General features: G+C 72.4%; 18 protein-coding genes and 1 pseudogene. 10 read left to right on the forward strand and 9 right to left on the reverse strand.

Going from position 1 to position 19,776, the window contains the following annotated elements; translation table 11 throughout:
• A pseudogene (locus tag PV343_RS31960) lies at positions 1–394 on the forward strand (hypothetical protein); the annotation flags it as partial.
• A 40-nt stretch (positions 395–434) separates the two neighbouring features.
• Entirely contained in the window at positions 435–1,070 is a 636-nt protein-coding gene (locus tag PV343_RS31965; RefSeq protein WP_319150531.1) for an HAD family hydrolase, read from the forward strand.
• Here the strand turns inward: PV343_RS31965 and PV343_RS31970 are convergent.
• A complete protein-coding gene (locus tag PV343_RS31970; RefSeq protein WP_319150532.1) occupies positions 1,046–1,297 on the reverse strand; it encodes a hypothetical protein in 252 nt (83 codons plus the stop codon). The two genes, PV343_RS31965 and PV343_RS31970, sit on opposite strands and share 25 nt — an antisense overlap.
• Before the next feature lie 185 nt (positions 1,298–1,482).
• On the opposite strand from PV343_RS31970, the gene PV343_RS31975 reads away from it, so the two are divergent.
• Entirely contained in the window at positions 1,483–1,866 is a 384-nt protein-coding gene (locus tag PV343_RS31975) for a cold-shock protein (protein ID WP_319150533.1), read from the forward strand.
• A gap of 31 nt (positions 1,867–1,897) precedes the next feature.
• Here the strand turns inward: PV343_RS31975 and PV343_RS31980 are convergent, their stop codons facing one another.
• From PV343_RS31980 to PV343_RS31995, 4 genes are all read right to left on the reverse strand, one after another.
• The gene (locus tag PV343_RS31980) at positions 1,898–2,746 is read right to left on the reverse strand and encodes a 1,4-dihydroxy-6-naphthoate synthase (protein WP_319150534.1); all 849 of its coding nucleotides are present in this window, start codon (positions 2,744–2,746) and stop codon (positions 1,898–1,900) included.
• On the reverse strand, positions 2,736–3,488 hold the full coding sequence (locus tag PV343_RS31985; RefSeq protein WP_319150535.1) for a futalosine hydrolase: 753 nt from the start codon (positions 3,486–3,488) through the stop codon (positions 2,736–2,738). Before PV343_RS31985 ends, PV343_RS31980 begins: the two co-directional genes overlap by 11 nt.
• Positions 3,461–3,934, reverse strand: coding sequence for a DUF2771 domain-containing protein (locus tag PV343_RS31990; protein ID WP_319150536.1), 474 nt, complete (start codon positions 3,932–3,934; stop codon positions 3,461–3,463). Before PV343_RS31990 ends, PV343_RS31985 begins: the two co-directional genes overlap by 28 nt.
• 62 nt (positions 3,935–3,996) lie before the next feature.
• On the reverse strand, positions 3,997–5,397 hold the full coding sequence (locus PV343_RS31995; RefSeq protein WP_319150537.1) for an MFS transporter: 1,401 nt from the start codon (positions 5,395–5,397) through the stop codon (positions 3,997–3,999).
• Between the two features lie 381 nt (positions 5,398–5,778).
• On the opposite strand from PV343_RS31995, the gene PV343_RS32000 reads away from it, so the two are divergent.
• From PV343_RS32000 to PV343_RS32015, 4 genes are all read left to right on the forward strand, one after another.
• Positions 5,779–6,705: a DUF3027 domain-containing protein gene (locus PV343_RS32000; protein ID WP_319150538.1), complete on the forward strand. Its 927-nt coding sequence runs from the start codon at positions 5,779–5,781 to the stop codon at positions 6,703–6,705.
• Between the two features lie 326 nt (positions 6,706–7,031).
• Positions 7,032–10,199, forward strand: coding sequence for a sacsin N-terminal ATP-binding-like domain-containing protein (locus PV343_RS32005; RefSeq protein ID WP_319150539.1), 3,168 nt, complete (start codon positions 7,032–7,034; stop codon positions 10,197–10,199).
• A 182-nt stretch (positions 10,200–10,381) separates the two neighbouring features.
• Positions 10,382–11,326: a hypothetical protein gene (locus PV343_RS32010; protein WP_319150540.1), complete on the forward strand. Its 945-nt coding sequence runs from the start codon at positions 10,382–10,384 to the stop codon at positions 11,324–11,326.
• Positions 11,327–11,541: 215 nt separating this feature from the next.
• Positions 11,542–12,372: a hypothetical protein gene (locus PV343_RS32015; protein WP_319150541.1), complete on the forward strand. Its 831-nt coding sequence runs from the start codon at positions 11,542–11,544 to the stop codon at positions 12,370–12,372.
• Positions 12,373–12,467: 95 nt separating this feature from the next.
• Here PV343_RS32015 and PV343_RS32020 read toward each other — a convergent pair whose 3' ends face one another.
• Both PV343_RS32020 and PV343_RS32025 read right to left on the reverse strand, forming a co-directional pair.
• A complete protein-coding gene (locus PV343_RS32020) occupies positions 12,468–14,864 on the reverse strand; it encodes an HAD-IC family P-type ATPase (RefSeq protein ID WP_319150542.1) in 2,397 nt (798 codons plus the stop codon).
• 125 nt (positions 14,865–14,989) lie between these two features.
• Positions 14,990–15,256, reverse strand: coding sequence for a DUF2530 domain-containing protein (locus tag PV343_RS32025; RefSeq protein WP_319150543.1), 267 nt, complete (start codon positions 15,254–15,256; stop codon positions 14,990–14,992).
• 150 nt (positions 15,257–15,406) lie between these two features.
• Between PV343_RS32025 and PV343_RS32030 the strand changes: the two genes are divergently transcribed.
• A complete protein-coding gene (locus tag PV343_RS32030) occupies positions 15,407–16,855 on the forward strand; it encodes an NCS2 family permease (RefSeq protein ID WP_319150544.1) in 1,449 nt (482 codons plus the stop codon).
• Between the two features lie 10 nt (positions 16,856–16,865).
• Here PV343_RS32030 and PV343_RS32035 read toward each other — a convergent pair whose 3' ends face one another.
• On the reverse strand, positions 16,866–17,048 hold the full coding sequence (locus PV343_RS32035; RefSeq protein WP_043478484.1) for a ribbon-helix-helix protein, CopG family: 183 nt from the start codon (positions 17,046–17,048) through the stop codon (positions 16,866–16,868).
• Between the two features lie 154 nt (positions 17,049–17,202).
• Between PV343_RS32035 and PV343_RS32040 the strand changes: the two genes are divergently transcribed.
• Positions 17,203–17,640, forward strand: coding sequence for a MarR family winged helix-turn-helix transcriptional regulator (locus tag PV343_RS32040; protein WP_020940738.1), 438 nt, complete (start codon positions 17,203–17,205; stop codon positions 17,638–17,640).
• 25 nt (positions 17,641–17,665) lie between these two features.
• The gene (locus PV343_RS32045; RefSeq protein WP_319150545.1) at positions 17,666–19,006 is read left to right on the forward strand and encodes an MFS transporter; all 1,341 of its coding nucleotides are present in this window, start codon (positions 17,666–17,668) and stop codon (positions 19,004–19,006) included.
• A 37-nt stretch (positions 19,007–19,043) separates the two neighbouring features.
• On the opposite strand, the gene PV343_RS32050 is transcribed toward PV343_RS32045, so the two are convergent.
• Positions 19,044–19,568: a GNAT family N-acetyltransferase gene (locus PV343_RS32050; RefSeq protein WP_319150546.1), complete on the reverse strand. Its 525-nt coding sequence runs from the start codon at positions 19,566–19,568 to the stop codon at positions 19,044–19,046.
• Positions 19,569–19,776: the final 208 nt, after the last annotated feature.

The raw sequence follows: 19,776 nt of genomic DNA on the forward strand, positions 1-19,776 counted from the left end.
GTTCGGGCGCACCGCCCCCGCCGCCCCCGCCCGCCGGCTGCTGCCGCGCCCCGCCGCCGGCTGGACCAACCCGCTCCTGCTGCTGGCCGCGGCCGCGCTGGTCGCGGGCGCCGTGCTCGGCAACTGGTTCGCGCTGCTCCTGGGCTGGCTGATCGCCTACGGCTCCCGGCGGCTGACCCCGGCGGAGACCAAGTGGGCCGTGCTGGGCGTGCCCTCCCTGGCGCTGGCGGCCGGTCTGGTCTGGCTCTGGGGCCGCGACAACGGCCGCTGGGGCGACCCCATCGCGCACGGCCACATGAACGACGCCCTGGCCGAGACCTGGCCCTGGGTGGTGCGCGGCGCGGCGGTGGCCTCGGCGCTGTTCCTGGTCTGGCGCTCCCAGCGCAGGCCCTGACGCCCAGGGGCGCGGCGCGCCGTCGGGAGGGCCCGGCACAATGGCCCGCATGACGCTCCCCGCCCTCACCGTCGGCTTCGACCTCGACATGACGCTCATCGACTCCCGGCCGGGCATCCGCGCCTGCTACGTGGCGCTGGCGGAGCGGACCGGGACGTACATCGACGCGGATCTGGCGGTGACCCGGCTCGGGCCGCCGCTCGCCGAGGAGCTGGTGAACTGGTTCCCGGCCGGGGAGGTCGCCGCCGTGGCCGACCTGTACCGGGAGATGTACCCGTCGTTCGCGATCGCCGCGACGCCCGCCATGGCGGGGGCGCGGGAGGCCGTCGAGGCGGTGCGGGCGGCCGGCGGGCGGACCATGGTGGTCACCGCCAAGTACGAGCCGAACGCCAAGCTGCACCTCGCCCACCTGGGCATATCGCCCGACGTCGTGGTGGGCGACCTGTGGGCCGAGCAGAAGGCGGAGGCCCTGCGCGCGTACGGCGCGAGCGTGTACGTCGGCGACCACGTCGGGGACGTGCGCGGCGCCCGCGCGGCGGGCGCGCTGTCGGTCGCCGTGGCCACCGGGCCGTGCGACGGCGGTGAGCTACGGGCGGCCGGGGCGGACGTGGTGCTCGACGACCTGTCCGCCTTCCCGCGCTGGCTGGCCGGTCATCGGCCGGCGCCCCGGGCCTGACGCCGGCCGGCGGCGACCGAACGCAGCACGCCCGCGGCGGCGACGAGGAATCCGATGGCCATGAGCATGCTCAAGCCGAACATGTAGGTCGGGAAAGGCTTCGCCCCGAAGAACAGCGGTGCCATGGTGACCATGGTGGCCAGGGCGCCGATGAAGAACACGACGGCACCGGCGCGGATCAGCCGGTCACCGGGCCCGGTGGAATTCGTTTGGGTTTTGTCACGCACCGGACCAGGGTAGTTCCCAGCCCGAGAGAACAACCGGGGGACGTCTTGTCACCCGCCCGAAGACCATTAGCCTTGGTAGCGCTCGGTAGCGCCAGGTGTCGGCGGGTCACGGTCGACCCGCCCCGGGGCTGACGAGAGCCGATTTACGAAGCTTTTTCCCGACGAGGACGAGGACGAGGACAGACGTGCCTACCGGCAAGGTCAAATGGTTCAACAGCGAGAAGGGCTTCGGCTTTCTCTCCCGCGACGACGGCGGTGACGTCTTCGTGCATTCCTCGGTCCTCCCCGCCGGAGTCGACGCGCTCAAGCCGGGCCAGCGCGTCGAGTTCGGCGTGGTCGCCGGTCAGCGCGGTGACCAGGCACTCTCCGTGACCGTGCTCGACCCGACCCCGTCCGTCGCGGCGGCCCAGCGCAAGAAGCCCGACGAGCTGGCCTCCATCGTGCAGGACCTGACGACCCTCCTGGAGAACATCACCCCGGGGCTCGAGCGGGGCCGCTACCCCGAGAAGACCTCCGGCAAGAAGATCGCCGGCCTGCTGCGCGCGGTCGCCGATCAGCTCGACGTGTGACCCGCGGCCGGCCCCGGGGGAGCGGTGACCCTCAGGGGAAGGCGAGCGCGTCCGGGCCGAGGGGCGGCACCAGTCCCTCGGCCGCCGCGCGGGTGAGCAGCCCGCGGATCGCCGCGTAGCCGTCCTCGCCGAGGTCGGCGGTGAACTCGTTGACGTACAGCCCGATGTGCTGGTCCGCGACGGCCGGGTCCATCTCCTGGGCGTGCTCCATGACGTACGGCCGGGAGACCTCGGGGTCGTCCCAGGCGGCCTGTACGGACGCCTTGACGGCGTCGGCGATCCGGCCGAGCGCCGGGGCGCCCAGCGAGCGCCTGGCGATGATCGCGCCCAGCGGGATCGGCAGCCCGGTGGTGCGCTCCCAGTGCTCGCCCATGTCGGCGAGCTTGTGCAGCCCGTAGTTCTGGTAGGTGAAGCGGGCCTCGTGGATGACGAGCCCGGCGTCCACCTTGCCGTCGCGCACGGCCGGCATGATCTCGTCGAACGGCATGACCACGATCTCGCCGACCCCGCCGGGCAGCGTGTCCGCCGCCCACAGCCGGAACAGCAGGTACGCGGTCGACCGCTCGCTGGGCACCGCGACCGTCCGGCCCGTCAGCTCGGCGCCGTCCTCCCGGGTCAGCACCAGCGGCCCGCAGCCCCGGCCGAGCGCGCCGCCGCACGGCAGCAGCGCGTAGTCGTCCAGGACGTACGGCAGCACGGCGTACGACACCTTCAGTACGTCGAACTCGCCGCGCTCGGCCATGCCGTTGGTGATGTCGATGTCGGCGAAGGTCACGTCGAGCGCGGGTGCGCCGGGGATCCGGCCGTGGGCGAGGGCGTCGAAGACGAACGTGTCGTTCGGGCAGGGGGAGTAGGCGATCTGCAGGGATTCAGTGGGCATGCGGGTTCCAACTCTCCAGTGCGGGCGCGAGCTTCCCGAACCCCTCGGTGAGGGCGGTGAGCGCGTCGCCGATGCGCCAGGCGGCGCGGTCGCGGGGGCCCACCGGGTTGGAGACCGCGCGGACCTCCAGCACGGGCACCCCGTGCGCGGCGGCGGCCTCGGCGACCCCGAACCCCTCCATGCCCTCGGCGAGGGCCCCAGGGTGCCGGTCGCGCAGCGCGGCGGCGCGGGCGGCGGTCCCGGTGACGGTGGAGACGGTGAGGACGGTGCCGGCGCGCGCGCCGGTGGCCTCGCACGCGACTCGTACGAGTGATTCGGGCGGCCGGTGGGTGACGGTGCCGAAGCCGAGTTCGGTGACCGGCAGGAAGCCGTCGGTGGTCTCGGCGCCCAGGTCGGCCGCGGTGATCGCGTCGGCGACGACCAGCGAGCCGAGCGGCGCGCCGGGCTGGAAGCCGCCGCCGATCCCGGCCGAGACGACCAGGCCGTAGGGGCGGCCGGCCAGCGCCGCGGCGGTGAGCGCGGTGGCGGTGGAGGCGGCGGCCAGGGCAGGCCCCACACCGGCGGCCAGCAGGTCGAACCCGGCGGCCGCGTGCACCACGCGGACCGTCCCGGGCAGTGCGCTCTCCCCGGCTCCGGCGCCGGGGAACGCCCCTGCCACCGCGTTCCGTTCGGTCGGGACCGCGGTGGCTACGAGGACGCGTACGGAAGGCGTGATCAGGCCTTCTTCAGCTTGAAGGACCACAGACCCTTGGCCGGGTTGGTGCCCATCTGGATCGAGACGGTGTTGGTGTTGCCCTGGGTGCCGTACTGGGAGTTGAAGAAGGCGCTGCCCGGGATGGCGCGGTACGTCTTCTTGCTGACGTCGGTGAACTGGCGGCCGTTCACCAGGATCGTCCAGCCGCTGTCGGCGATCTTCGGGTCGACCCCGAAGCGGACCCTCTCGTCCTGGTCCAGCTTGATCGACTCGATGTCGCCGGCGTTCTTGGCGCACTTCGTGAGCGACGCGGCGTCCAGCGCCTTGCCGTCGTTGTAGCAGACCGCCTCGGAGCTGACCGAGCTTCGGCCCACGGTGACGGTCGCGACGGGCGTCGGCTTCTCGCAGCCCGACAGGACTAGCAGTCCGGCGGAAACGGCGCCGGCGGCGGCGACGGCGCGGCGGCGTCGCACAACGGATTGCAGCGTGGTCATGGCCGAAGGCTATCGGGCCCCCGCAGCCGTCTGCCCATGTGGGGTACGGCGTGCCCGGTTCGTTACGCCACTCGCGCTCGTGCGCGGCCGCCGTGCCGGGCCGAGGCGAGCAGGCCGCGCAGCGTGGTCAGCCAGCCGGCGGCCACGATCGCGGCGGCGACGACTAGGCCGAGGGTGCCGTTGAGCGGCATCACGATGCCGATCGCGCCGCCGAACACCCAGGCCATCTGGAGCAGTGTCTCCGACCGGGCGAACGCCGAGGTCCGCACCAGTTCGGGCACGTCCCGCTGGATCAGCGCGTCCAGGGACAGCTTGGCCAGCGCCTGCGCGAACCCGGCGACCGCGGCCAGGCAGGCCACCAGGAACGGCCCGAAGAACAGGGCGGCCACGATCGCGGTGCCGAGCGCCACGGCGACGACCGTCACGATGATGATCTCGGGCGCCTTCGACTTCAGCCAGGCGCCGACGGCCGTGCCGAGCGCGTTGCCCGTGCCCGCCGCGACCCCGACGATCCCGAGCGAGACCGCCGCGCTCTCCCCGGCCGGCGGGTGCTCGCGCAGCAGGAAGGCGAGGAAGAAGATCAGGAAGCCGGACAGGCAGCGCAAGGCGGCGTTGGCACCCAGGGCGTGCGTGACGGCGGGCCCGACCGTGCGCAGACCGGGGCGCTTGGCCAGTTTCTGCCGTGGCCCGTGCAGATGCTCCTCGTCGGCGGCGAGCAGCGCGAAGTCCTCGCCCTTGGCCGAGTCCACCTTGCGCGGCAGGGAGAACGACAGGAACGTGCCGGCCACGAAGATCACGAAGGCGCCGTACAGCGGCCACGGGTCCCCGACGGCGTGCAGCCCCGCCCCGATCGGCGCGGCCACGCCGGTGGCCAGCAGCCCGGCCAGGGTCACCCGCGAGTTGGCCTTCACCAGCGAGAACCCCGGCGGCAGCAGACGCGGCACGACGGCGCTGCGCACCACCCCGTACGCCTTGGAGGCCACCAGCACTCCGAGCGCGGCCGGATACAGCTCCAGACTCCCGCTCGCCACCGCCCCCGAGATGATCAGCGCGAGCAGCGCACGCGCCAGCATCGCCCCGGCCATCGCCGCGCGGCGGCCGTGCGGCAGCCGGTCGAGCAGCGGACCGATGACGGGGGCGAGGACGGTGAAGGGGGCCATCGTGATGGCCAGGTAGAGCGCGACGCGGCCGCGGGCCTCGTCGGTGGGCACGGAGAAGAACACCGTGGACGCCAGGGCCACGGTGATCATGACGTCCCCGGCGCCGTTCACCGCGTGCAGCTCGATCAGCTTGCCGAGACCGGACTCGCCCGCCCCGTGGGCGTGCGTGGCCTTGCGGATCCCGCGCGCGGTGCCGGTCACCGGGAAGTGCAGGGCACGGCCGACCGAGCGGACGGCACCGCCGACCCGGCCCGAACCGCCACCCCGAACGCTCCCCCTGTCCGCGGCTGCCACGTCGTTCATAGTGCCCCGAGACACCGCCCGATAGTGCGGTTTGAATTCAAGCGAGTCGAACGCCCGGCTCGTCCCGCCGCTTCTCCCCCGCACGGCCGGGCGCCCGGGGGAGCGTCGTACACCGGCCGAGGGGGCCGGAATCCGGGTGTGTCCGCGGGACGTCCGCGACCGGTGGACGGGCCGGAGACATCGCCGCGCGGCGGCGGACTGTCCCCGACCACCGGCGACGGGGTAGCGTGCGTATCTCAGCCATAACGCAGAATGGATGGCAGAGGTGCGCCCGAGCGCGATCGGACGCGGACGTCGATGCGGCCCACAGGTCCGCTCCGTCCGCTTCACCGCCGGAGGCAGCAGCACTCGTGTAGACGGCGTAGGAGAGAAGCGATACCTGTGAGCGCAGCGACAACGCGAAGCCGCACCCCCGACCGCCTGTGCGCCGAGGCCGTCGACCTCGCACGGGCCGCCGCCGAGGAGGCCGCCGCACCCGGAGTGGTCGGCGAGCACGCCGGCCTGGTGTCGGAGGGCGACCGTGTTGTCACGCACTTCTTCGAGTGCAAGGAGCCCGGCTACCGCGGCTGGCGCTGGGCGGCGACGGTGGCCCGCGCCTCCCGAGCGAAGATCGTGACGCTGGACGAGGTCGTCCTGCTCCCCGGCCCCGACGCCCTCCTCGCCCCCGAGTGGGTCCCGTGGAGCGAGCGCCTGCGCCCCGGCGACCTCGGCCCCGGTGACCTGCTCCCGACCGACCAGGAGGACCTGCGCCTGGAGCCCGGTTACACGGGCGAGGAGGAGCCGCCGCCGAACTCGGTCCTGTCCGGGGAGATCGCGGAACTCGCGGAGGCCGAGGACGCCGAGGTCACCCCCGGCACCCCGGCCGTCCAGCAGACCGTGCCGGCCCGCGGCACCATCGCCGCGCTCGCCGAGGAACTCGGTCTGCGCCGTGCCCGCGTGCTGTCCCGCTACGGCCTGCACGTCGCCGCCGACCGCTGGGAGGACGCGTTCGGCCCCAAGACCCCGATGGCCCAGGCGGCCCCGGCCACCTGCATGAGCTGCGGCTTCCTCACCCCCATCGGCGGCTCCCTCGGCCAGGCCTTCGGCGTCTGCGCCAACGAGTTCTCCCCGGCCGACGGCCGCGTGGTCTCCTTCGGCTACGGCTGCGGCGGCCACTCGGAGGCGGCGGTCATGCCCAAGCCGCCCCAGCCGCCCGCGCCGGTGATCGACGAGACCCGGGTGGACCCCTTCCCGCTCCGCCCGTCCCGCGACTCGGGCTCGGTCCCGACGACGGGAGACGACGAAACGGCGGAACTCGGCCACTCGTAGCCTCCGCCGGCCGGCTGGTTCCGGGCCGGCTGTCCCCAGGGCGGTGCCTGCTCGGGGGCGGCTGCGTGCTCGGGGCCGGCTGTCCCCAGGCCGGCTGGTTCGGGCGACTCGGCGCTCCCCCGGGCCCTTTCCTCTCCGGGGCGGTTGAGCGCTTGGGGTCGGTTGGACCACATGGGTCAGTCGCCCCCGCAGCCGGCCGGGCCGCGCAGACCGGCTGATCGGGGTCGGCGACCCGACCCCGATCCGCACCCCGCCCTGACCTCGCCCTTCGGTCTCCCCGGCGCGCTCGCTGTACCTTCGTCCTCACGTCGACGAGGAGAGTGAACGTGAGCAAGTACGTGCGGCCCGCGGCCGAGGGCGCCGACCCCTTCGGCACCGCCCGCCTGCGCCGCGGGGTCCTCGACGCCTGGGCCACCAGCCCCGCCCGGTTCCGCGAGGACGCCAACGCCGAGGAGGACCTGGTCCTCGGCGGCTACCGGGACCGCCTTGTGGTCGAGCTGGCCCAGAACGCCGCGGACGCCGCCGCCCGGGTGGGCGCCCCCGGCCGGCTGCGGCTCACCCTGCGCGACGGCGTGCTGGTCGCCGCGAACACCGGCGCCCCCCTGGACGCGACCGGTGTCGAGTCCCTGTCCACCCTGCGCGCCTCCGCCAAGCGCGACGCCCAGGACACCCACGGCGCCGTCGGCCGGTTCGGCGTCGGCTTCGCCGCCGTCCTCTCCGTCACCGACGAGCCCGCGATCATCGGCCGCCACGGCGGGGTCCGCTGGTCCCTCGCCGAGGCCCGCACCCTCGCCGCCGACACCGCCCGGCACAGCCCCGGCCTCGGGGACGAGATCCGGCGCCGCGACGGACATGTCCCGCTGCTGCGACTGCCGTTCGCCGCCGAGGGCTCCGCCCCGGAGCCGTACGACACCGCCGTCATCCTGCCGCTGCGCGACACCGCCGCCACCGACCTCGCCGAACGCCTCCTCGACGCCGTCGACGACGCCCTGCTGCTCGCCCTGCCCGGGCTCGACGAGGTCGTCGTCGAGGTCAACGGCGAGAGCCCGCGCACCCTGCGCCGCCGGACCGAGGACGCCGTCACCGTGGTGGAGGACTCCCGCGACGGCACCACCCGCTGGCGTACCGCCGCCGCGCACGGCCCGCTCACCCCCGACCTGCTCGCCGACCGGCCGGTGGAGGAACGCCTGCGCCCGCACTGGTCGGTGACCTGGGCCGTCCCCACCGACGCCGACGGCCGCCCGGCCCGCCCGCGCACCACACCCGTCGTGCACGCCCCCACCCCCAGCGACGAGCCCCTCGGCGTCCCCGCCCTGCTCATCGCGTCGTTCCCGCTGGACACCACCCGCCGGCACGCCGCCCCCGGCCCGCTCACCGACTTCCTGGTGCAGCGGGCGGCGGACGCCTACGCCGCACTGCTCGCCGCCTGGCGCCCGGTGACCGAGGGAATGATCGACCTCGTACCCGGGCCGCTGGGCAAGGGGGAGCTGGACGGCGCGCTGCGGCAGGCGATCCTGGAGCGGCTGCCGCGTACCGCCTTCCTGCCGCCGGCCGTCGAGGCCAAGGGCGACGAGCGCGACGAGGACCTCCCCGAGGCACTGCGCCCGCGGGACGCCGAGGTCGTGGAGGGCGTGGGCGCGGACACCGTACGGGTACTCGCGGAAGTGCTGCCCACCCTGCTGCCCGCCGGACTGGAACGGCGGGCGGAACTGCGCGTGCTCGGCGTCGCCCGGCTCCCGCTCGCCGACGCCATCGACCGGCTGGCCGGTCTTGAGAAGGCCCCCGGCTGGTGGTGGCGGCTGTACGACAGCCTCGCCGGGATCGACCCCGACCGGCTCTCCGGGCTGCCCGTGCCGCTGGCCGGCACCGCCGCCGAGGCGTTCGGCACCGGGGCGGGACGCACCGCCGTCGGACCCCGGCAGATCCTGCTGCCCACCGCGGACGGCGCCCGGATCGACCCCGACGTGCTCGGCCGGCTCGGGCTGAAGGTCGCCCACGAGGACGCCGCGCACCCGCTGCTGGAGAAGCTGGGCGCGCTGCCCGCGACCCCGCGCGCGGTGCTGACCACCCCGCAGGTGCGGGCCGCCGTGGCGGCCTCGCTGGACGACGAGGGCGGCGCGCTGTGGGAGGAGGACGCCCTCGACGCAGAGGAACTGGCCGACACCGTCCTGGCGCTGGTGCGCGACGCGGCCCTGGAGCCCGGTGACGAGCCGTGGCTCGGCGCCCTCGCGCTGCCCGACGAGGACGGCGAACTGGCCCCGGCGGGCGAGCTGGTGCTGCCCGGCAGCGCCTTCGCGCGGGTGGTGCGCGCCGACGAGCTGGCCGCCGTGGACGCCGAACTGGCCGACCGGTGGGGCGAACAGCCGCTGACCGCCTGCGGCGTGCTCGCGGACTTCGCGCTCGTCCGCGCCACGGACGTCGTCCTCGACCCGGACGAACTGGAGCCTCGGGAAGGCGACTTCGCCGAACCCGACGACGCGGGCCTGCTCGACGCCGTCGACGTCTGGTGCGAGGACATCCTCGACCGCTTCCCGGACACCCCCGTACCGCCGGTCGCCACCGAGCTGGTCGCCGTGCGCGACCTCGACCTGGTGGACGACGACCACTGGCCCGAGGCGCTCGCGCTGCTCGCCCGGCCGCCGCTGCGCGACGCGCTCACCCAGCCGGTGCGCGTCCTGCTGCCCGACGGCACCCACGAGGTCGTCCGCCCGTACACCGCCTGGTGGCTGCGCGGGCACCCGGTCCTCGCCGGGCGCCGGCCCGCCGGGCTGCTCGCGGCGGGCGGCGACCCGCTGCTGCGCGGCCTGTACGACGAGGCCGACGCCACCGGCTTCGAGGACGAGCAGGTGCTGCGCGCGCTCGGCGTACGGACTTCCGTGTCCGCGCTGCTCGACGAGCCCGGCGGCGCGGCCGAACTGCTGGACCGGCTCGCCGACCCCGAGCGTCCGGTCGGCCCGGCCCAACTGCACGGTCTGTACGGCGCGTTGGCCGAGCTGGACCCGGACCAGGTGACCCTGCCCGACGAGCTGCGGGCCGTGGTCGACGGGCAGGTACGGGTCGTGGACGCGGCCGACGCGGTGGTCGTCGACTCCCCGGACCTGCTCCCCTTCACCGCCGGCGTCCCGCTGCTGCCGGTCCGCCCGGCCCGCGCCGCCGAGCTGGCCGAGCTGTTCCAGGTGCGGCGGCTGAGCGAGTCCGTCACCGGCGAGATCCACTCCGAGGGCGCCGAGCACGACGTACCGGAGCCGGTGCGGGTGCTGCTCGGCCCGCGCACCCCCGCCACCTACGTCGAGCACGAGGAGCTGGTCGTCGACGGCGTCGAGATCGACTGGCGCCTCACCGACGACGGCGTCCTGCACGCGGCCACCCTGGAGGGCGTCGCGGCGGGCCTCGCCTGGGCGGCCGGCCAGTGGCCCCGCCGCTTCGAGGTCGCGGCCCTGCTGGAGGACCCGACCCGCACCGGGGAACTGGCGCGCGACCGGTGGTTCGACTGAGACACGGGTCCACCGCGACCCTTCACTGGTTCATTCAGCAATTTTCAAATTCCGTACAACCTTTCCCGTGCATCGCGAATCTGATCATGTGAGCCAGCAGGCTCCCAAGATCAGTTGGGGCCGGCGACGATGACGCACCGTACGGTGCGGCCGCCGGCCCCACTCTCCATACAGGGGAACGCATGCGCATACGTGCCACCGTGGCCGCCGTCACCGGCGCCCTGGCCCTCTCCGCCTTCGTCGTGCCGGCCGCGCAGGCCGCCGACGGCTCCTCGGCGTTCAGCCCCGCCGACCTGTCGAAGGCCGCCCGTGCCCTCCACGCCACCTCCGGCAAGTCGGCGTTCCGCTCCTCGGCCGCCGCGGCCGAGGACGAGCCCTACGCGCTGGACCTCAGCTTCTCCGGCGTGAAGGTCAACAATGGCAAGCCGATCGTCGTGGGCACCACCAACCACGTCTCCGTGCCGGTCACCTACACCGTGACGCACGGCGCGGACGTCGACATCCACGCCGATGACTTCCTCATGGACGTGGACATCTACCGCGGGTCGTACGACAACCCGAGCGGGCTGCAGATCGGCGACGACTGGCCGACCTGCACCGACCAGTCGACGACCGTCGCCTCCTGCAAGGGCACCATCGACATCTACCCGCAGGACGAGGACTTCGGTCTGATCAACGCGGACGCCACCACCTGGAAGGCCGAGGGTTACGCCTTCGCCTTCAACGGCCAGGACCCGTCGGACCCGAACTTCGACATCACCAAGGTCGGCTACGTGGATCAGGACGCCCTGACCACCACCAAGCTGCAGCGCTACTCCAAGCTCACGGTCAACGCCTCGCCCGAGCCCGTGAAGAAGGGCAAGACCATCACGGTCACCGGCGCCCTCACCCGCGCCAACTGGGACGACCACAAGTACCACGGCTACACCAAGCAGTCGGTGCAGCTGCAGTTCCGCAAGAAGAGCTCCAGCACCTACACGACGCTGAAGACCATCACGTCGGACTCCTCGGGCAACCTGAAGACGACGACCACCGCCAAGGAAGACGGCTACTTCCGTTACGCCTTCGTGGGCACCACGACCACCCCGGCGGTCAACGCCACGGGTGACTTCGTCGACGTGCAGTAAGCGGTCATGACGTAGTCAGCAGTACCGTCCGGCCCCGGAAGCGCACGCCGCCTCCGGGGCCGGAACGTTTCTTCCCACTTGCGTCATGAGCGGGCAATCGGCGGACAAAGAATCGCCGGGAACGGCTTCGGCCGTACAACCGGAGCCGGGCCTCGCGGATCTGATCGCGTGAGTCGACCGACTCCACGATCATCTCTCCCTCCAGGGAACCGCACATGCGCATACGTGCCACCGTGGCCGCCGTCTCCGGCGCCCTCGCCCTGTCCGCCCTCGCCGTCCCGGCCGCGCACGCGGCCACGTCGAGCGGTACGCCGTACACGATGGACGTCAGCTTCTCCGACCTCAAGATCGCCTCGGCGATCAAGGTGGGGACGACGAACAAGGTCAGCACCACCTACACGTTCACGCTGACGCACGGCTCGGACGTGGACATCACCGCGTCGGACTTCTACGCCGACGCCTACCTCTACCGCGGCACGCTGGACGCCCCGTCCAAGACGCTGGAGGGCGACGACTTCGCCACCTGCTCGCCCACCTCGTCGACCGCCGCCACCTGCACCGGCACCGTCGACCTCTACCCGGGCGAGGGCGAGCTGAAGAACGCCGACGCCGGCAGCTGGTCCGTCGCCGCGGAGGCGACCGCCTTCAACGGCCAGGACCCGAACAACCCCGATCTGAGCAAGGTCGGCTACGCCGAGCACGGTGACATGGCCACCACGAACCTCCAGCGCTACTCCAAGCTGACGGCCGACGCCGGCCCGGAGCCGGTCGCCAAGGGCAAGACCCTCACCACCACGGGCAAGCTCTCCCGCGCCAACTGGGAGGACAACCTCTACCACGGCTACACCAGCCAGCCGGTCAAGCTCCAGTTCCGCAAGGCGGGCACCACCACGTACACCACCGTCAAGACGGTCTCCTCCGACTCGTCGGGCAACCTGAAGGCCACCGCCACCGCCGCGTACGACGGCTACTGGCGCTTCAGCTTCGCGGGCACGTCGACCACCCCGGCGGTGAGCGCGACGGGTGACTACGTGGACGTGAAGTAGTCCTCACCACGAGAGCGGCGACCTGCGCCTGTACGCCGGTGACGGCAAGGGGGGCCTCGCGGCCGGCCGGACCATGTGGCCCTCGGTCTGACCGATCACGCCGGGAAGCGGCGGTCCACCCACCTCCAGGTGAGTTCCAGGGTGGCCGCCGCCAGCACCGACACCCCCACCGCCGTCCACGGCATCGCCATGCCGACCAGTTTCAGGGCGAAGAAGATCTGCAGGGCCGGTACCGCGAGGACGAAGAGGAAAGCGACGCCCATCGACGCCACCAGGGCGACGCGCCACCAGGTGTAGGGGCGGGCGATGATGGCCAGGACCCACATCGAGACCAGGAACAGGGTCAGGGTCGCCGCGCTGGTCTCCGCTTCCAGGGAGTCCGGGCCGGTGTAGTGGTGGCGGGCGATCAGGTACGTCACGAAGGTCGCCGCGCCGACCACCACCCCGCCCGGGATCGAGTAGCGCATGACCCTGCGGACGAAGTGGGGCCTGGCCCGTTCCCGGTTGGGGGCCAGGGCGAGGAAGAAGGCCGGGACGCCGATCGTGAGGGTGGAGAGCAGGGTCAGGTGCCGGGGCAGGAAGGGGTACTCCACCTGCCAGCACACCACCAGCACGGCGAGCAGCACCGAGTACACCGTCTTGACCAGGAACAACGTGGCCACGCGGGTGATGTTGCCGATGACCCGGCGGCCCTCGGCCACCACCGAGGGCAGGGTGGCGAAGCTGTTGTCCAGCAGGACGATCTGCGCGACCGCCCGGGTGGCCTCCGAACCGGAGCCCATGGAGACGCCGATGTCCGCGTCCTTGAGCGCGAGGACGTCGTTCACGCCGTCGCCGGTCATCGCCACGGTGTGCCCCTTCGACTGCAGCGCGCCCACCATGTCCCGCTTCTGCTGCGGGGTGACCCGGCCGAAGACGGTCCCCTCGTCCAGCGCGTCCGCCATCGCCTTGCGCTCGGGGGGCAGCCGGCGCGCGTCCACCGCCGTGCCGGACAGACCCAGCTTGGCCGCGACCGCGCCGACGGACACCGCGTTGTCGCCGGAGATGACCTTGGCGCGGACGTCCTGCTCCGCGAAGTAGCCGAGGGTGCCGGCGGCGTCGGGCCGCAGCCGCTGTTCGAGGACGACGAGGGCGGTGGGGCGGGCGCCCCTGGCCGGCTCGGGGTCGTCCAGGTCCCGGGTGGCGCGGCTGAGGAGCAGCACCCGCAGCCCCTGCTCGTTGAGCCGCTCGGTCTCGGCCAGGGCCGGGTCGCCGTCGGCGAGCAGCACGTCGGGGGCGCCCAGCAGCCAGGTGCTGGCCTCGCCGTCGCCCTCGCTGAAGGAGGCGCCGCTGTACTTGCGGGCGGAGGAGAAGGGGAGCGACTCGACGCAGCGCCACTCCTCGCTGTCGGGGTAGGCGTCGATGATCGCCTGGAGGGAGGCGTTGGGCCGGGGGTCGGACTCGCCGAGGGCGCCCAGCACCCTGCGCACGTACGTCTCGTCCGCGCCGCCCAGCGGCTGGAGGCCGGTGACGTCCATGCCGCCCTCGGTCAGGGTGCCGGTCTTGTCCAGGCAGACGGTGTCGACCCGGGCCAGCCCCTCGATGGCGGGCAGCTCCTGCACCAGGCACTGCTTGCGGCCCAGCCGGATGACGCCGATGGCGAAGGCCACGGAGGTCAGCAGCACCAGGCCCTCGGGCACCATCGGGATGATCCCGCCGACCGTGCGGGCCACCGAGTCCTTCAGCCCGTCGCTCTTGACCACCAGTTGGGTGACGACCAGGCCGATCGCGGCCGGGACCATCATCCAGGTCACGTACTTGAGGATCGTGGAGATGCCGGTGCGCAGCTCGGAGTGGACGAGGGTGAAGCGGGAGGCCTCCTCGGCGAGCTGGGCGGCGTAGGCCTCACGACCCACCTTGGTGGCCCGGAAGGCGCCCCCGCCCGCGACCACGAAGCTGCCGGACATGACCGGGTCGCCGGGGCGCTTGACCACGGGGTCGGCCTCGCCGGTGAGCAGCGACTCGTCGATCTCCAGACCGTCGGTCTCCGCGCACACGCCGTCCACGACGACCTTGTCCCCGGGGCCTATCTCCACCAGGTCGTCCAGGACGATTCCGCTGGTGGGGACCTCCACGGCGCTGCCGTCGCGGTGGACGGTCGGCCGGGACTCACCGATCACCGCGAGCGAGTCGAGGGTCTGCTTCGCGCGCCACTCCTGGACGATGCCGATGCCGGTGTTGGCGAGGATCACGAAGCCGAACAGGCTGTCCTGGATCGGCGCGACGAACAGCATGACCAGCCACAGCACACCGATGATCGCGTTGAACCGGGTGAAGACGTTCGCGCGGACGATCTCGCCCATCGAGCGGCTGCTGCGCACCGGCACGTCGTTGACCTGCCCGCGCGCCACGCGCTCCGCGACCTCGGCGCCGGTCAGCCCGCCCGAGCGGCTCTCGGGCAGGGCCACCGGGTGCACGGGGTCGAGTTCGGCGCCCGCGTCGATGTGCGTCATGCATTCGACGGTACGTGCGCTTTTGTCGGTTCACCTGCCGAGTGGGGTGCATTTCCGACCAGGGGATGACCGGTTGTCCTGCCTGGGTCGTACGGCCGGTCGGTACGGCTGTCCGGCGTGTGCGGCTATTCGGCGGACGCCGACTCCAGGGTGGCCGACCGCTTGATCGCCGCGTCCCGCTTGCGGACGTACCAGACGCCGATCAGTCCGAGACCGCCGCCGGCCAGGCAGGTCCACACCCACCAGGCGTGCCCGTGGCCCGCGAACCAGCCGTAGAAGGGGAGCTGGACCAGGAAGAGGACGAACCACACGATCGTGCCGCCGGTGATGGTGGCGACCACGGGGCCCTCCAGGGGCTCCGGCGCCTCGTGCTTGGGGGTCCACTTAGCCATGGGCACAGCTTAAGGGCCTGGCGGGTCTACGCGCGGAGATAGCGATCTCCGACTCATACCTTCATACTGAAACCGTTTGCCTTTGACCACTTCTGCTCGTATGAAACTCCAATGGGGCTCGGGGGAACCCCGTCGGTGATGAGGTTACGCATGTCCACCTCGGCACCTGCCAAGGTCACCCCCGAGAAGCCGGGCGGCTCGCCCGCCTACGGCGCTCTCGACCGCTACTTCAAGATCTCGGAACGCGGCAGCACTCTGGGCCGCGAGATCCGTGGCGGTTTCGCCACCTTCTTTGCGATGGCGTACATCATCGTGCTGAACCCGATCATTCTCGGCAGCGCGAAGGACATGTACGGGCACCACCTGAACAACGGCCAGCTGGTCACGGCGACCGTCCTGACGGCCGCGTTCACCACGCTGCTCATGGGTGTCATCGGCAACGTGCCGATCGCGCTCGCCGCCGGCCTCGGTGTGAACTCGGTCGTCGCGCTCCAGCTCGCCCCCCGTATGTCCTGGCCGGACGCCATGGGCATGGTCGTGCTGGCCGGCTTCGTGGTCATGCTGCTGGTCGCCACGGGTCTGCGCGAGCGCGTGATGAACGCCGTGCCGTTCGGCCTGCGCAAGGCGATCTCGATCGGTATCGGCCTGTTCATCATGCTGATCGGCCTGGTCGACTCCGGCTTCGTCACCCGCGTCCCGGACGTCGCCCAGACCACCGTCCCGCTCCAGCTCGGGGTCAACGGTCACCTCACCGGCTGGCCGGTGCTGATCTTCATCCTGGGCACGCTGCTCACCTTCGCCCTGATCGTCCGCAAGGTGCCGGGCGCGATCCTGATCTCCATCGTCGGGATGACCGTCCTCGCGCTGATCATCAACGCTGTCGCCACGGTCCCGAGCTGGGGCCTGACGGTCCCGAAGTGGCCGGGCAACCCGCTGGCCACCCCCGACTTCGGCCTGGTCGGCCAGGTCAGCCTTTTCGGCGGCTTCGGCAAGGTCGGCGTGCTGACCGGCATCCTCTTCGTCTTCACGGTCCTGCTGTCGTGCTTCTTCGACGCCATGGGCACGATCATGGGCATCAGCGACGAGGCCAAGCTGACCGACGCCCAGGGCTACATGCCGGGCATCAACAAGGTCCTCTTCGTCGACGGCCTCGCCGTCGCGGCGGGCGGCGCCAGCTCCTCCTCGGCCACCACCGCGTTCGTGGAGTCCACGGCCGGTGTCGGTGAGGGCGCGCGCACGGGCTTCGCGAACATGGTCACGGGCGGCCTGTTCGCCGTGGCCCTCTTCCTCACACCGATCGCCACCATGGTCCCCTCGCAGGCGGCCACCCCGGCGCTGATCACGGTGGGCTTCCTGATCCTGTCGAACTCCATCAAGGAGATCGACTGGGCGGACTACACCATCGCGATCCCGGCCTTCGTGACCATGCTCATGATGCCGTTCACCTACTCGATCACCAACGGCATCGGCATGGGCTTCATCACCTTCGTCGTGCTGCGCCTGGCCGCCGGCCGGCCCCGGGACATCCCGGTCCCGATGTACGTCGTCTCGGCGGTGTTCGCCTTCTACTACCTGATGCCGGCCCTCGGCCTGACCTGAGACGGGGGCGTCACGTGACGCCGTAGAACCTCTCCGTCTCCTCGACGGCGGTCTGGAACCGTTCGTCGAAGTCGTCCCGAATGAGCGTGCGGACCACATAGTCCTGCACGCTCATTCCCCTTTTGGCCGCGTGGTGCCGGAGCCTCTCGAGCAGCTCCCCGTCCATCCGCAGGCTGAGCACAGTGGTCCCCATGGGTATGAGGGTCGCCACATCGGGTCGTCCCATGCGTCGCTTTTCGGAACCGTGTCACTCGTTCGGGTGATCGAGGGGTTCAGTGGCGGGCGTCACGGGCATCTGGGCGTGTCCCGTTGGTCTTTAGTCAGAGTAATGAGTTACGCTAAGGAACATGCCGGACCTCACCCATGGCGACGACGCTGCCGCTGTGAACTCCCTCCGCTCCGCCGTGATGCGGCTGTCCCGTCGGCTCAAGCACCAGCGGGTCGACGAGTCCCTCAGCCCCACCGAGATGTCGGTGCTGGGCACGCTGTCCAACTGCGGCAGTGCCACGCCGGGCGAGCTCGCCCGCAAGGAGCACGTCCAGCCGCCGTCGATGACCCGCATCGTCGCGCTGCTCGAGGGCAAGGGCCTGGTCCGTCTGGAGCCGCACCCCGATGACCGTCGCCAGAAGGTCGTCACCAGGACCGAACAGGCCGAGGCGATGCTCGAGGAGAGCCGCCGCAAGCGCAACGCGTTCCTGGCCGGCCTGGTCGACGGCCTCGACGAGGACGAGTGGGCCAAGCTGCGCGCAGCCGCCCCCGTGCTGGAGAAGCTCGCTCACCTGTAACCAGCCCCCGAAGGAGGCGAACCTTTTGAGTTCGGGATCCGGAACACCTTCCGCCCCCGCACCGACGGCCACCCACGAATCCCGCGCGTCCTCGATGTTCAGCTCGCTGAGGATCCGCAACTACCGCCTCTTCTTCGTCGGGCAGGTCGTCTCCAACACCGGCACCTGGATGCAGCGCATCGCCCAGGACTGGCTGGTGCTCAGCCTCACCGGTTCCTCCGCGGCCGTCGGCATCACCACGGCCCTGCAGTTCCTTCCGATGCTGCTGTTCGGCCTGTACGGCGGCGTCCTCGTGGACCGGCTGCCCAAGCGCCCCACGCTGCTGGTGACCCAGTCGGCCATGGCCGTCACGGGCCTCGCGCTCGCCTTCCTCACCCTCTCCGGGCATGTGCAGGTGTGGCACGTCTACGTCGCGGCCTTCGCCGTCGGTCTGGCCACCGTGGTCGACAACCCGGCGCGGCAGTCCTTCGTCTCCGAGATGGTCGGCCCGGACCAGCTGCAGAACGCGGTCAGCCTGAACTCCGCGAACTTCCAGTCCGCCCGCCTGGTCGGCCCCGCCGTCGCGGGCGTCATGATCACCGGCGTGGGCACCGGCTGGGCGTTCCTCTTCAACGGACTGTCCTTCGTCGCCCCGCTGGCCGGCCTGCTGCTCATGCGCGGCCGTGAGCTGCACGTGGTCCAGCGCGCACCGCGCGGCAAGGGCCAGCTGCGGGAGGGGCTGCGGTACGTGGCGGGCCGCCCGGAGCTGATCTGGCCGATCGTCCTGGTCGGGTTCATCGGCACCTTCGGCTTCAACTTCCCGGTGTGGCTGTCGGCCTACGCCGACGACGTCTTCCACGCCGGGGCCGGCGCCTACAGCCTCTTCAACACGCTGATGGCCGTCGGCTCGCTCGGCGGCGCCCTGCTGGCGGCCCGCCGCGGCACGGCCCGGCTGCGGCTGCTGATCGCCGCGGCGCTGGCCTTCGGCGCGCTGGAGACCGTGGCCGCGCTGGCGCCGTCGTACTGGCTGTTCGCGCTGCTCATGGTCCCCATCGGGGTGTGCGGCCTCACGGTCAACGTCACCGCGAACACCTCCGTGCAGATGGCCACCGACCCGGCCATGCGCGGCCGGGTGATGGCCCTGTTCATGATGGTGTTCATGGGCGGTACGCCGATCGGCGCACCGGTCGTCGGCTGGATCACCGACACCTACGGCCCCCGGGTCGGCTTCGCCCTCGGCGGTCTCATCTCGGCCGCCGCGGCCGCCTCGGTCGGCCTGGCCCTCGCCCGGGTCGGCGGCCTGCGCCTCTCGGTGGGCTGGCACCGCGGTCATCCGCAGGTGCGGTTCGTCCCGCGCGAGCGGGAGCGGCTGGCCACGGCCGCCTGAGCGCCCGGCCCGCGGGGTCCGGCCTTCGCGACAGGCCCTAGACCCTGCGGGCCAGCACCTGCCCCGGCCACTCGTCCGCGCCGTGCCGGAAGGACTCGGTGCGGACGAAGCCGTTGCGCTCGTAGTAGGCGACCAGCCCGCCGTCGTCGCCCGCGTAGCAGTCCACCCGGAGCAGGGAGATCCCGGCCCGGCTGGTCTCCGCGGCGGCGTGGGCGAGCAGGGCGGCACCGGTGCCGCGGCCCGCGGCGCGCCGGTCGCGGGCGAGCAGGTGGATGTACCGCTCGGGCTCGTCGGCCGGTGCCAGATAGGGGGCGGGGCCGTCCGTGAGGGTGAGCGTGGCGGCCGGGACCCCGTCCACCTCGGCGATCCAGGGCGAGCCCTCGGTGACGTACCGCTCGACCAGCGCCACCGCCCGCGGGTCGCCCGACCAGGACTCGGTGCCCCACTGCCGGGTCCGGCCCCGCGCGACCAGCCACGTCACGGCGCTGTCGAGCATGCCGAGGATCACGGGTATGTCGTCAGGGCCGCCCGCTCTGATGATGGTCTTCCCGGTGTTCTCCATGCCGTCGATGGTGCCGGGTCCGGGACGCCGGGGCAGCGGGTTTTCGGCGCTCCCCGGACGCCCGCGCACCACGCCCGCGCACCACGTCCGCGCATCACGCCCGCGCATCACGCCCGCGCACCCCGCCCGCGCATCACGCCCGCGCACCGCGTCCGGCGGTCCCCGGGGCGTCCGCGCGCCGTGTCCGGCGGGCGGCTGGCCCCGTGAT

It is taken from the genome of Streptomyces sp. WI03-4A, assembly GCF_033792105.1.
In the GTDB taxonomy this organism is placed as follows: Bacteria; Actinomycetota; Actinomycetes; order Streptomycetales; family Streptomycetaceae; genus Streptomyces; species Streptomyces collinus_A.

Excerpts from the sequence above, each read along its gene's own strand:
- PV343_RS32035 (WP_043478484.1), bottom strand. The coding sequence starts at position 17,048 with ATGGGGACCACTGTGCTCAGCCTGCGGATGGACGGGGAGCTGCTCGAG.
- PV343_RS32050 (WP_319150546.1), bottom strand. The coding sequence starts at position 19,568 with ATGGAGAACACCGGGAAGACCATCATCAGAGCGGGCGGCCCTGACGAC.
- PV343_RS31995 (WP_319150537.1), bottom strand. The coding sequence starts at position 5,397 with ATGAACGACGTGGCAGCCGCGGACAGGGGGAGCGTTCGGGGTGGCGGT.
- PV343_RS31965 (WP_319150531.1), top strand. The coding sequence starts at position 435 with ATGGCCCGCATGACGCTCCCCGCCCTCACCGTCGGCTTCGACCTCGAC.
- PV343_RS32030 (WP_319150544.1), top strand. The coding sequence starts at position 15,407 with ATGTCCACCTCGGCACCTGCCAAGGTCACCCCCGAGAAGCCGGGCGGC.
- PV343_RS32025 (WP_319150543.1), bottom strand. The coding sequence starts at position 15,256 with ATGGCTAAGTGGACCCCCAAGCACGAGGCGCCGGAGCCCCTGGAGGGC.
- PV343_RS32020 (WP_319150542.1), bottom strand. The coding sequence starts at position 14,864 with ATGACGCACATCGACGCGGGCGCCGAACTCGACCCCGTGCACCCGGTG.
- PV343_RS32015 (WP_319150541.1), top strand. The coding sequence starts at position 11,542 with ATGCGCATACGTGCCACCGTGGCCGCCGTCTCCGGCGCCCTCGCCCTG.
- PV343_RS32010 (WP_319150540.1), top strand. The coding sequence starts at position 10,382 with ATGCGCATACGTGCCACCGTGGCCGCCGTCACCGGCGCCCTGGCCCTC.
- PV343_RS32040 (WP_020940738.1), top strand. The coding sequence starts at position 17,203 with ATGCCGGACCTCACCCATGGCGACGACGCTGCCGCTGTGAACTCCCTC.
- PV343_RS31990 (WP_319150536.1), bottom strand. The coding sequence starts at position 3,934 with ATGACCACGCTGCAATCCGTTGTGCGACGCCGCCGCGCCGTCGCCGCC.
- PV343_RS31980 (WP_319150534.1), bottom strand. The coding sequence starts at position 2,746 with ATGCCCACTGAATCCCTGCAGATCGCCTACTCCCCCTGCCCGAACGAC.